The organism is Janthinobacterium sp. GL_088, assembly GCF_057837845.1.
This window is the reverse complement of sequence record NZ_CM174453.1, coordinates 4,025,316-4,037,281: the sequence shown is the minus strand read 5'-3', so window position 1 is coordinate 4,037,281 and position 11,966 is coordinate 4,025,316. Positions and strand designations below refer to the sequence as shown.

At 61.4% G+C, this 11,966-nt stretch carries 9 protein-coding genes; 4 read left to right on the top strand and 5 right to left on the bottom strand.

The features are described from left to right. Positions 1-126: 126 nt before the first annotated feature. From AC3IQ7_RS18170 to AC3IQ7_RS18160, 3 genes are all read right to left on the bottom strand, one after another. The gene (locus tag AC3IQ7_RS18170; protein ID WP_322426841.1) at positions 127-2,391 is read right to left on the bottom strand and encodes an arginine/lysine/ornithine decarboxylase; all 2,265 of its coding nucleotides are present in this window, start codon (positions 2,389-2,391) and stop codon (positions 127-129) included. A 238-nt stretch (positions 2,392-2,629) separates the two neighbouring features. Beyond that, a complete protein-coding gene (locus tag AC3IQ7_RS18165; protein ID WP_489206911.1) occupies positions 2,630-3,115 on the bottom strand; it encodes a dihydrofolate reductase in 486 nt (161 codons plus the stop codon). Continuing rightward, entirely contained in the window at positions 3,112-3,876 is a 765-nt protein-coding gene (locus tag AC3IQ7_RS18160; protein ID WP_489206910.1) for an alpha/beta fold hydrolase, read from the bottom strand. The genes AC3IQ7_RS18165 and AC3IQ7_RS18160 overlap by 4 nt, the downstream gene beginning before the upstream one ends. 218 nt (positions 3,877-4,094) lie before the next feature. On the opposite strand from AC3IQ7_RS18160, the gene AC3IQ7_RS18155 reads away from it, so the two are divergent. From AC3IQ7_RS18155 to AC3IQ7_RS18140, 4 genes are all read left to right on the top strand, one after another. After that, on the top strand, positions 4,095-4,670 hold the full coding sequence (locus tag AC3IQ7_RS18155) for a TerD family protein (protein WP_034784423.1): 576 nt from the start codon (positions 4,095-4,097) through the stop codon (positions 4,668-4,670). Between the two features lie 76 nt (positions 4,671-4,746). Continuing rightward, the gene (locus tag AC3IQ7_RS18150) at positions 4,747-6,000 is read left to right on the top strand and encodes a TerD family protein (protein WP_489206909.1); all 1,254 of its coding nucleotides are present in this window, start codon (positions 4,747-4,749) and stop codon (positions 5,998-6,000) included. Between the two features lie 9 nt (positions 6,001-6,009). Then, positions 6,010-7,353: a VWA domain-containing protein gene (locus tag AC3IQ7_RS18145; RefSeq protein ID WP_489206908.1), complete on the top strand. Its 1,344-nt coding sequence runs from the start codon at positions 6,010-6,012 to the stop codon at positions 7,351-7,353. 197 nt (positions 7,354-7,550) lie between these two features. Further along, entirely contained in the window at positions 7,551-9,824 is a 2,274-nt protein-coding gene (locus AC3IQ7_RS18140) for an outer membrane beta-barrel family protein (RefSeq protein ID WP_099377426.1), read from the top strand. Here the strand turns inward: AC3IQ7_RS18140 and AC3IQ7_RS18135 are convergent. Beyond that, on the bottom strand, positions 9,821-10,864 hold the full coding sequence (locus AC3IQ7_RS18135) for an SMI1/KNR4 family protein (RefSeq protein ID WP_489206907.1): 1,044 nt from the start codon (positions 10,862-10,864) through the stop codon (positions 9,821-9,823). The genes AC3IQ7_RS18140 and AC3IQ7_RS18135 overlap by 4 nt on opposite strands. Further along, a complete protein-coding gene (locus tag AC3IQ7_RS18130) occupies positions 10,864-11,838 on the bottom strand; it encodes a thymidylate synthase (protein WP_099377424.1) in 975 nt (324 codons plus the stop codon). Before AC3IQ7_RS18130 ends, AC3IQ7_RS18135 begins: the two co-directional genes overlap by 1 nt. Between the last annotated feature and the right edge of the window lie 128 nt (positions 11,839-11,966).

Genomic DNA, 11,966 nt, shown 5'->3' with positions numbered 1-11,966 from the left:
CTTAGTAGCCCGATACCGCAACCGTTTGATCTGGCGCAAGCGTGCGCGGTAGTCATCAAATGAAAAACGCCGCCTGATTTGCATCAGGCGGCGTTCATGACCGTAATTTATGGAACGACGACGTCTTTAGACGTTCTCGTCCAATTTTACGCAGTCAACAAAATAACCACGCTTGCCGTCGACTTCGCGTTTCACGAGGCCATGCACATCCGTCTCGAAGCCGGGGAAGCGCTCGTTGAAGTCGCGTGCGAAGCGCAGGTAGTCGACGATGGTCTTGTTGAAGCGCTCGCCCGGGATCAAGAGTGGGATGCCCGGTGGATACGGCGTCAGCAGGATGGACGTGATGCGGCCTTCCAGTTCGTCGATGGCCACGCGCTCGATTTCGCGGTGCGCCATCTTGGCGAACGCGTCCGACGGCTTCATGGCCGGGATCATGTCGGACAGATACATTTCCGTCGTCAGACGGGCCACATCGTAGGCCTTGTAGAAATCGTGGATCTGCTGGCACAGGTCGCGCAAGCCCATTTTTTCGTAGCGTGGGTTGGCCGCCGCAAATTCCGGCAGGATGCGCCACATCGGCTGGTTCTTGTCGTAGTCGTCCTTGAATTGCTGCAAGGCGGTCAACAGGGTATTCCAGCGGCCCTTGGTGATGCCGATGGTAAACATGATGAAGAACGAGTACAGGCCGCATTTTTCAATGATGACGCCGTGCTCGGCCAGGTACTTGGTGACGATGGACGCGGGAATGCCCGTGTCGCCGAACTGGCCGTCCAGCGACAGGCCCGGGTTGACGATGGTCGCCTTGATCGGGTCGAGCATGTTGAAGCCGGGAGCGAGGTCGCCGAAGCCGTGCCAGTCATCCTCGGCGCGTATCATCCAGTCTTCCTGCTGGCCCATGCCTTCGTCGTTGAAGGTGGCCGGCCCCCAGACCTGGAACCACCAGTCCTGGCCCCATTCCTGGTCGATCTTCTTCATGGCGCGGCGGAAATCGAGCGCTTCCATGATCGATTCTTCCACCAGGGCCGTGCCGCCCGGCGCTTCCATCATGGCCGCGGCCACGTCGCATGAGGCGATGATGGAGTACTGCGGCGACGTCGACGTGTGCATCAGGTAAGCCTCGTTGAAGGCGTCCTGGTCCAGCTTGACCGTGTCCGATTCGCGCACGAGGATTTGCGAGGCCTGCGACAGGCCAGCCAGCAATTTGTGCGTGGACTGGGTCGAGAAGATCATCGATTCCTTGGCGCGCGGACGGTCCTTGCCGATGGCGTGCATATTCTTGTAGAAATCGTGGAAGGTGGCGTGCGGCAGCCACGCTTCGTCGAAGTGCAGGGTGTCGATCTTGCCGTCCAGCATTTCGCGCAGGGTTTCCACGTTGTAGATCACGCCATCGTAAGTCGATTGCGTGATGGTCAGAATGCGCGGCTTCTTGTTCTTCGCTTCGCGCGCGAACGGGTTCGCCTCGATCTTGCGGGCAATGCTTTCCGGCGTGAATTCATGCAGCGGGATAGGGCCGATGATGCCCAGGTGATTGCGTGTCGGCATCAGGAACACGGGAATCGCGCCGCACATGATGATCGAATGCAAGATCGACTTGTGGCAATTGCGGTCGACGACGACGATGTCGCCGGGCGCCACGGTCGAATGCCATACCATCTTGTTCGAGGTGGACGTACCGTTGGTGACGAAATAGCAATGATCGGCATTGAAAATGCGCGCGGCATTGCGCTCGGACGCGGCGACCGGACCCGTATGGTCGAGCAGCTGGCCCAGCTCTTCGACGGCGTTGCAGACGTCGGCGCGCAGCATGTTTTCACCGAAGAACTGGTGGAACATCTGGCCGATCGGCGACTTCAGGAACGCCACGCCGCCCGAGTGGCCGGGGCAATGCCACGAGTAGGAGCCGTCGTTGGCGTAGTGCACCAGCGCGCGGAAAAATGGCGGCGACAGGCCGTCCAGGTAGGATTTCGCTTCGCGGATGATGTGGCGCGCGACGAATTCCGGCGTATCTTCGAACATGTGGATGAAACCATGCAGTTCGCGCAGGATATCGTTCGGAATATGGCGCGAGGTGCGCGTTTCGCCGTACAGGTAAATAGGGATGTCGGCGTTCTTGTAGCGGATTTCCTCGACAAAGGCGCGCAGCGATTTCAAGGCATGATCGGTTTCCTCAATGGAACCGGCGCCGAATTCTTCATCGTCGATCGACAGCACGAAGGCCGACGCGCGCGATTGTTGCTGGGCAAATTGTGACAAATCGCCGTAGCTGGTCACGCCCAGCACTTCCATGCCTTCTTTTTCCATTGCGGCGGCAAGGGCGCGAATGCCCAGGCCGGACGTATTTTCAGAACGGAAATCCTCGTCAATGATGACGATAGGGAAACGAAATTTCATGCATGTCTCCAAAAAAGCAAGCCGCCCCTGACTTATGTGGAGGGGCGGACTAGGGCGCGACTTCAGGCGGTAGTGCAACCCGGCAGCCACATAAAAAAAATAAGAACGGGATTCTCGCAGAAATGCGGCCTCTGCGGGAAAAAAATATCACCCCACAGCGTCACAAGCTTGCGCTAGCGTGACGCAACGGTGTGACAGGGGTATTACAGCAACATTCTGTCAATAACTCTCAACCTTATCAGGCTTTGCGTTGCAAGGTGACAAAGGCGTAAGGCAGGCCGGATTTCTCCGAAACATGTGCTTCGCGCGCAGTTTCTTGCCACACGGCATGATCAACGGCAGGGAAAAAGGCGTCGCAGTCAAACGTCTGGCCGATTTCCGTGATGATCAAACGCTGTGTCAGGGGCAATGCCTGCTTGTAGATTTCGGCACCGCCGATGACATAGCCTTCGGCACCGTCCAGCAGCGCGATGGCCGCTTCCACCGACGACACGGCTTCCACGCCCTCGTGGCGCCAGTCCGGATTGCGCGTGATGACGATGTTGCGGCGGTTCGGCAGCGGGCGGCCGATGGAGTCGAAGGTCTTGCGGCCCATGAGGATGGGGTGGCCCGTCGTCAGACGCTTGAAATGCGCGAGGTCTTCCGGCAATTTCCACGGCAGGGTGTTGTCGATGCCGATGCCGCCTTGCTGGTCGGTGGCGACGATGATGGTCAAATGGCTCATTGGTTCGGTGAAAAAGGTGGGGGCGAGGCCCGATGCCCGTCATTATCGTTGATATTGCCGGCAGCCTCCAGATGCGCACGCATGGCTTGCGCCAGCGCGCCTGGCGCTTCCAGCGGAATCATGTGGCCGGTGTTGTCTTTCAGCAGGTGCAGGGTGGCTTGCGGCAGGCGGGCCGCCATGGCGCGCAGATCGTCGGGATTGACGAGCTTGTCGTCTTCGGCACCCACGATCAGCACGGGAAAGGCGAGTTCCGGCAAGCGCGCCATCAGGTCGGGGCGGGCTATGGTGGTGATGAATTGCGCCAGCAGCACGTCCTTGCCCAGGTCCAGCCCCATCTGCTGGATCAGGCCCGTGATGGCGACATCGTCCAGGTGCGACGGGTGCAGCAGTTCGCGCAGGCGCTGGCGTGTGATGCCCGCATAGGCATTGCGCTCGAGCATGGCGACGATGCGCTGGCGCGCTTCGATTTCCGCCGGCAGCAAACCTTTGGCCGAATTGGCGATCAAAGTGAGGGACTTGACGCGCTGCGGGTGCGCCAGCGCGTGTTCGAGCGCCAGGTAGGCGCCCAGCGAAAAGCCCACCAGATGGGCTTGCGGCGCGCTGTGGCTGGCGATCATCTGCTGCATTTGCGGACGCGTGCGCGCCTGGTGCAGGGGCACGTGCTGCAGATCAAAGGCGTCGCCCAGGGCAGGCGCCAGGCGCGACCACAGGCGCTCGTCGCACAGGGTGCCAGGAATACAGTCGAGTCGTATCTTGTTCAAGGACAAACCTTGGTGATAGTGAAAATTTTTGTCGAGCGGCATTATCCGTCATTTTGCACATCCGGGCAGCGGCACGATATTTTCCGCATGGCATTATTTTCAATAGTGCGCGGCTGGCAAGCCGGAACTTTATGGTAGGCTCATGGCTCATCAAGCCGGCGTGCCGGCGACGTGACCTGAAACACCGAATGCAACCCCCACATTAAAGAGGAAACACCATGGCGATCAGTTTGCAAAAAGGCGGCAATGTCAACCTGAGCAAGGAAGCTCCTGGCTTGAAGAAAATCGTGATTGGCCTGGGCTGGGACCCGCGCGCCACAGATGGCGCCGCGTTCGACCTGGACGGCAGCGCCTTCCTGCTGAAAACGGATGGCAAGGCCCGTTCCGATGCCGATTTCATTTTTTATAACAACCTGAAGTCGGCTGACGGCTCCATCGTCCACGCGGGCGACAACACGACGGGCGGCGGCGATGGCGACGACGAGAAAGTTGCCGTCGACCTGGCCAACGTGCCGGCCGACATCGACAAGATTGCCGTGGCCGTCACCATCCACGACGCGGAAAACCGCAAGCAGAACTTCGGCATGGTCGGCAAGGCCTATATCCGCTGCCTGAACGGCGACAACGGCGCGGAAATCGCCCGTTACGACCTGTCGGAAGACGGTTCGACGGAAGCGGCCATGATCTTCGGTGAAATCTACCGTGCCGGCAGCGAATGGAAATTCAAGGCCATTGGCCAGGGTTTCAAGGGTGGATTAGGTCCTCTGGCCCGCTCGTTCGGCATCAACGCATAAAAACCAGTTGTTTGCGTAAATGTACCGGGTGGCACCGCTGCCCGGTTCTGTCTCTCCCTTCTTTCTCCCTGATTCCATGGAAAACCTGATCAAGGGGCAGCGCCTGGCGCTGTCCGGCCTCGTCACGGGCAATGTCGTGCAACTGGGTCTCGCCAGCGCTGGCGTGCCGCTGGACTTTGCCTGTTTCGGCCTCGATGCCAACGGCAAGCTGTCCGACGACCGCTACATGACCTTCTTCAACCAGCCGCGCACGCCCTGCGGCGGCGTGGAAGCGGCGGCGCCGTCCGGCGATGCGGCCGGTTTCAGCTATCAGCTGGACCGTTTACCGGCTGCCATCGAGCGCCTGGTCGTCACGGCTGCCGTCGATGGCGCGGCCACCATGGCGCAGCTGGGCAGCGGCCATCTGCGCCTGCTCGACGGCGGGCGCGAGCTGGCCCGCTACGCGTATGCGGGTATTGATTTTGCGCAAGAAAAAGCCGTCATGCTGGGCGAGTTCTACCGCAAGGACGGGAGCTGGCGCTTCATGGCCGTGGGCCAGGGTTTCAATGGCGGCCTCGATGCGCTGGTCGCGCATTTCGGCGGCGAAGTGGCGCAGGCGGTCGAGGAACCGGCGCCGTCGCCCAAAATTTCCCTGTCGAAAATCTCGCTGACCAAGGCGGGCCAGACGCACAAGGTGTCGCTGGAAAAGGGCGCCGGCGCGCCGAGCAAGCTCACCGTCAAGGCGACCTGGGTAGATAACGGCGATGGCGACGACGACAACGACGACCTCGATTTAAGAGTCGGCATCCTCTTGCCGAATGGCCAGATGCGCTTCATCCAGGCGCCCGATACGCCCGGCAACTTTGACGCCATGCCTTTCGTGCGCCATCTGGGCGATGTGGCGGGCGCATCGGGCAAGGAGCCGGCCACGGAAACGGTGGAAGTCAATCCTGCGCTGGCGCAACATTACGGCGGCACGGTGGGCCTCGTCTTCAGCGTGTATTCGGCGGTGGCCAACGGCGCCGTGTCCGTCGCTTCCATGCGGCCGAAGATGGTCATGCAATACGGTGAACAGATCGTCGAGTGCGCGTTCGATTTTCGTTTGTCCAAGGCGGCCGACGACGATTCCGTCTACACCTATGTGATCGGCATGGCGCGCATCACGCCTGACAGCATCATCCTTGAACCGTCCGGCAAGACGTCGGAACCGGGCAGCGAAGCGACGCCTTGGCTGAGCTGGCAGGGCGAGAACCTGCAGCTGGCCTTCAACGGACCCGTCGTCTTCAAGGGCGAGGACAAGGAAGATGAAGATGATTGCAATGCGGACAATCCACGCCGCTATATCGCCTAGGAGGCACTGATGGAAACCTTGTCCAAGGGACAGCGCTTGCCGCTGGCCAATCTCGTTCCCGATGGCGTATTGCAGATCGGCGTGGCCGCGCAGGGCCTGGCGCTCGACGTGGCCTGTTTCGGCCTCGATGCGGCAAGCAAGCTGTCTGACGAGCGCTACATGACCTTTTTCAACCAGCCGCGCACGCCGTGCGGCGGCGTGGAGGCGCGCGCGGGCAGTGGCGGCGACATGGCCGAGTTTGCCTTGCAACTGGCGCGCTTGCCGGCCGGCATAGACCGCCTCGTCGTGACGGCGTCCATCGATGGCGGCGGCGTGATGTCGCAGCTGCAGGCTGGCCACGTGCGCCTGCAGGCAGGCGGACGCGAGCTGGCGCGCTTCGCCTTCGCGGGATCTGATTTTGCGCAAGAAAAAGCCGTCATGCTGCTTGAACTCTACCGCAAGGATGGCGGCTGGCGCTGCATGGCCGTGGGGCAAGGTTTCAATGGGGGGCTCGATGCGCTGGTGCGCCACTTCGGCGGCGAAGTCGATCAGGCCGTGCCTGCCGCTGCTGCCACCCCTGCGGCGGCGTCGGCCGTCATGCAGGCGAAGATCAACCTGGAAAAACGGGTCGAACGGGAAGCGCCGCAACTGGTCAGCCTGGTCAAGCAGGCGGGCGTGTCCCTGCAAAAAGTGGGACTATCGGAGCATCGCGCCAAGGTCTGCTTATGCCTGGATATTTCCGGCTCCATGGGGCGGTTATATAAAGAAGGGCTGGTGCAGCGCTTTGCCGAACGCATCCTGGCCCTGGGCTGCAAGTTCGACGACGATGGCGAGATCGATGTTTTCCTCTTCGGCAAGAACGTCCACCATCCGGCGCCCATGGCTTTAAGCAATTGCAATACCTACGTGGGCCAGGCGATACAGCGCCATCCGCTGGAAGGCGATACGCGCTATGGCGCCGCCATGCAGGCGATACGCGCGTTTTATTTCCCCGACTCTGCTGGCGGCGAGCGCACGCGGCCCGTCGCCGCCGAATTGCCCGTGTACGTCATGTTCGTGACCGATGGCGGCACGAGCGACCAGGCGACGACGGAGAAACAGTTGCGCTGGGCCAGCAATGAACCGATCTTCTGGCAATTCATGGGCATCGGCAAGGGGCGCAAATCGAAAAGCAAGTTCCTCGCCGCCTTCGCCGATTCCGACTTCCCCTTCCTGGAAAAGCTCGACGAATTGCAGGGCCGCCTGGTCGACAATGCCAATTACTTTTCCGTCAGCTCGCCCGATGAGCACAGCGATGCGGAACTGTATGATTTGTTGATGACGGAGTATCCGGGCTGGCTGAAATTGGCGCGCGGCAATGGCTTGCTCAGCTAGCGTAACGGTAGCGCAAAGTTCATCGGATGAGGCTGTATGACCACAAGTGCGAGAGATTTGTAAATTGAAGTAAATAACAATGGTTCGCATTTGCTTTGCTCCTTGCAATCGTGGCATGCTTTGAATGTGCCCACACATGTGCCCTCACGCTGCGGCGTAGTGCCTCATCCGTAGCGTCTCGATTATTTTTTAAGCAAATGCATAAAATCCTCTTTCACTGTCTGGCGGGCGGCAGCCTGCTCGTCTCCGGCGCCGCCGTCCAGGCGCAAACTGTCACTGGCGATACCGTCGTCAAACCCGCACCAGCCAAGGCGCCCGCGGCTGAATCTACGCCTTCCGTCAGTGTGACGGCTGAACGCCCCACGGGCCGCATCGACCGGCAAGTCTACGACGTCAAGTCCGACGTGGGCAGCAGCAATGGCACGGCGGCCGATGCCTTGAATAATGTGCCGTCCGTCGCCGTCGACCCCGATGGCAGCGTGTCCCTGCGGGGCAGCAGCAATGTGCAGATATTAATCGATGGCAAGCCGTCGGCCATGCTGCAGGGCGATTCGCGCGGCGCTACTCTGAACGCCATGGCGGCCGACGATATCGAGTCCGTGGAAGTGATCAACAATCCCGGCGCCCAGTTCGGCAACGAAGCCGGTGGCGGTCCCATCCTGAACCTGGTGATGAAGCGCAACCGCAAGCCGGGCGGCTTTGCCACCGTCAACGCGAATGCCGGTATCGCGGGGCGCTACAACAGTGCCGTGTCCGGCACCTACAACGAAGGTCCGTGGGGCTACCAGGGCGGCATCAATGTGCGCCATGACGGCCGCAATTCCGTGGGCGAGGTCAGCCGCGAACGCCTGGAACGCGACACGGGCGCTTTCGCCCCCAGCAGCCAGCAATCCAGCAACAATGGCTTGAATGACTCGCTGGGCTTGCACGGCACCGTCAATTACAATCTGAACGCCAATGATACGCTGGCCGCCAGCGTGTCATATAACGGGCGCAGCAACGACCAGCGCTCGCTCGACCGCTACATCAATGGCGACAGCACGGGCAGCACCATCGGCGACTATGTGCGCAGCACCGTGCGCAACGGCGACAGCCGCAACTACAGCTGGGGCGCGCGCTACGACCACAAGGGAGAATTGCCGGGCGAAACCCTCAAAATCGACTTGCGCGTGTCCTCGTCGACCAACGAGAGCGACAGCGATTACGCCAATACCTACGCGGTGACGCCCGTCAACGCTTTCGACAGCCGCGCGCGCCAGCATAGCGAGACGGGCAACCGCATCGTCGACTTCAGCGGCGACTACGAGCGTCCGCTGGCGGGCGGCACGGCCAAGCTGGGCTACAAGGTGGCTGACAACAAGAGCAGTTTTGACACTTTATATACGGACATCAACCCGGCCAGCCTGGCGGAAACCGTCAACCCCATGCGCAGCAACCGTTTCGAGCTCGACGAGCGCACCATCGCGCTGTACGGCTCCTACCAGATGCGCCTGAACGAACGCTGGGGCGCGCTGGCCGGCCTGCGCGCCGAATACACGGACTTGAACGTGCGCCAGATCACCAGCAGCGTCGAGGCCAGCAACAATTACGTCAATTACATCCCCAGCCTGTTCGCCACCTACAAGGTCAGCGACGAGAGCAATGTGCGCTTCAGCTATGCGCACCGCATCCGCCGCCCGAATGCGGGCGACCTGAACCCGTACGTGGTCTACCGCGACGAGTTCAATGTGTCGGCCGGCAACCCGAAGCTGAAACCAACACAGACGGATTCGTTCGAGATCGGCTATGAAACGAAAATCGCGGGCCTGGAAAGCAGCTTGCGCGCCTACCACCGGCGCGACACGGACGCCATCGTCGATTACCGCTACTTTATCAGCGACAATGTGCTCTTGACCACGCGGGAAAACGGCGAAGGCAGCCATTCTAGCGGCCTGGAATTCAGCGTCAGCGGCAAGCTGACGCCATCCTTGACCCTGAACACGAGCGGCAACCTGGCGCGCAGCCAGCAAACGAGTTCGGACGACCTGGGCAACCGCAGCACGCGCACGGCGAATGCCCTGAGCGGCCGCGCGCGCCTCAATTACCAGTTCAACACCGCCAACCAGCTGCAGCTGGCCCTGCAAATGCAAGGCAAGATGCTGTCGGGACAGGGTTATCGCTCGCCGAACAACACCTTGAATGTGAGCTGGCGCCACACGGTGACGCCGCAGTTGAGCCTGGTCATGAATGTGACCGATGTGTTCAGCAGCAACAAGATGGAAACCGTCATCAACAGCGCCTCGCTGCGCGAAACGAGCACGCGGCGCTTCGATGGACGCATGATTTATGTGGGGCTGTCGTACCGCCTGGGCGGTGCCACGTCGGCGGCGAAAGAGGGGGAGCGTGAACCGCGTTTCGCTCCGCCGGGCGGACGGGGGCCAGGCGGGCCAGGCGGCCCCGGTCCGGGCGGACCGGGAGGCGAAGCAGGCTAGACCGCCAGCGCGATTTCGTTCAGGAAGTCGATGAAATCGTCCGTATGGAGCTCAAAGCGCCATTCGCCCGTGCCATGGGTGGCGCGGTACACGGGCAAGTCGCCGTCGATGCTTCTTTCTTCCAGAGGCACGCAGTACGGGTCGCCGCCCGCATCGGCAATCACCACCAGTTTCGGCAGCCAGCCCGCGATGTTGTGCTGGTGCACGGCATGGACGGAGTAGCCGTGCTGGGCCTTCACCAGCTCGGCCGCGCCGTACAGGTGCAGTCCCTGGGGAAAGCGCTTGCCGTCGACATGCACGCGCAGCGGCGAATACCATTCCAGGAAGCGGCGGTATATCTCCGGCAATACCCAGTGTGCGTCGATGGCGGCCATGTCCTCGGCGCTGGCGAGCGTCAGCCAGTTCGACGGTTGCGCCAGGTCCTGTTCGCGCTGGCGCCGCAGCGCCAGTTGCCGTTCCAGGAAGGCGGCTGCCTTTTCCAGGCGCGACAGCGGCTGGGCCAGCGAGTAATGCCTGGCGGGCGCCTTGTAGCCTGCGCCGTCAGGGTAGCCGTCCGCTTGCCAGCCCAGCACGGCGCTGAGTCGCAGCTGCTCTGCCTTCCAGTGGCCGGGATCGGATGGCAAGCCCTGGTCAAACGGCTGGCGGCTGAACACGGCCAGGCTCTTGATCGCCTTGGCGCGCACGTCCAGGCTGGTGGCGCCGGACGCTGCCAGCGCGACCAGGGGCGCATATGCGTCCACGCCTGTACTTTTCAGCAAGCCATCGACGGCCCAGTACGCCAGTGCGGGCTGCTCCAGTGCCCAGGCGAAAAAGGCCGCATGTTGACTGCCTTCCACCAGGTGCACGATATCGCTCATCAAAAAACTGCGCCAGTGCAGCAGTTGCCCATCGCGCGCATATGCCGTCAGGATATCGAGCACGGCAAGGCGGTCGTCCGCGGCATGTTTTTTCAGCAGGCGTTCTTTCAGCCGGGCAAACTTGCTGCCATCCGTTTCGTCAAACAGCTTGCGGTGCAGGGCGGCGAGTGCTGTGACCGCCATCAGACGGCCATCGCCGCCTTGATGGGCGCATGGTGTTCATAGCCTTCCAGCGAGAAATCCGACGGTTCGATCTTTTCCAGCCATTCCGGCTCGTACTTGCCCGTTTTTGCGTAGTCGGGCACGCGGTCGGAAATGACGAAGCGCGGCGCCGGGAAGGGCGTGCGCTTCAATTGTTCTTCCACCATGTCGAGGTGGTTTTCATAGATGTGTGCGTCGCCGATGAAATACGTGAACCAGCGCGGCGTGTAGCCCGTCAGGCGCGCCACCAGGTGCAGCAGGGCGGCGCCTTCGGCGATGTTGAACGGTGTGCCCAGGCCGATATCGTTGCTGCGCACATATAAACACAGCGAGATTTCGCGCGTGCTGGCGTTCGGGATGAACTGGTACAGCAAGTGGCAGGCGGGCAGGGCGACGGCGTCCAGCACGGCCGGGTTCCAGCCGTGGAACAGGATGCGCCGGCTGCCCGGGTTCGTCATGATGGTGTCCAGGCATTCGCGCAACTGGTCGACGGCCTTGTACAGCAGCACTTTTTGCACGCCGTCTTCGGCGATGGGGGCGATCAAGGTAAAGCCGTTGGCTTGTGCGTCGGCAATTTGCGCTGGCTGGTCGGCGTCGAGCAGCTTGTACGCGGGCCACTGGCGCCATTGCACGCCGTACACGGGGCCGAGGTCATCCTCGCCTTCACGGTAGGGGTTGGCCAGCCATTGCGCGTTTTCATTGGCGTTCTGATCCCAGACCTTGCAGCCGAGCGCGCGGAACTCGGCCGCGTTGCGCGAGGCGCGCAGGAAGGCGCACAATTCGCCGATCACGGATTTGAAAGCCAGTTTCTTGGTCGTCACGGCAGGGAAGTTGCCGTTGGCCAAGTCGAAACGCATCATGGCGCCCGGCACGCTCAGGGTGCGGATGCCCGTGCGGTTGTCTTGCCAGCTGCCCGTTTCGAGCACGGTCTTGATCAAATCTTGATATTGCTGCATGTATTTCTCCAACGGTAAGGATGGTGATTGTAACGCAGGCGCGACAGGCGGGCCGCGGCCCACACACATAATTACGCTGCTGCCTTACCTGCAAACATGACTCTGTGGTAATTTGTGTGTCCTTAAAG

What these genes read in the sequence shown, in the direction of transcription:
- AC3IQ7_RS18150 (WP_489206909.1), top strand. Translation starts at nt 4,747, where the DNA reads ATGGAAAACCTGATCAAGGGGCAGCGCCTGGCGCTGTCCGGCCTCGTC.
- AC3IQ7_RS18140 (WP_099377426.1), top strand. Translation starts at nt 7,551, where the DNA reads ATGCATAAAATCCTCTTTCACTGTCTGGCGGGCGGCAGCCTGCTCGTC.
- AC3IQ7_RS18165 (WP_489206911.1), bottom strand. Translation starts at nt 3,115, where the DNA reads ATGAGCCATTTGACCATCATCGTCGCCACCGACCAGCAAGGCGGCATC.
- AC3IQ7_RS18135 (WP_489206907.1), bottom strand. Translation starts at nt 10,864, where the DNA reads ATGGCGGTCACAGCACTCGCCGCCCTGCACCGCAAGCTGTTTGACGAA.
- AC3IQ7_RS18170 (WP_322426841.1), bottom strand. Translation starts at nt 2,391, where the DNA reads ATGAAATTTCGTTTCCCTATCGTCATCATTGACGAGGATTTCCGTTCT.
- AC3IQ7_RS18155 (WP_034784423.1), top strand. Translation starts at nt 4,095, where the DNA reads ATGGCGATCAGTTTGCAAAAAGGCGGCAATGTCAACCTGAGCAAGGAA.
- AC3IQ7_RS18145 (WP_489206908.1), top strand. Translation starts at nt 6,010, where the DNA reads ATGGAAACCTTGTCCAAGGGACAGCGCTTGCCGCTGGCCAATCTCGTT.
- AC3IQ7_RS18130 (WP_099377424.1), bottom strand. Translation starts at nt 11,838, where the DNA reads ATGCAGCAATATCAAGATTTGATCAAGACCGTGCTCGAAACGGGCAGC.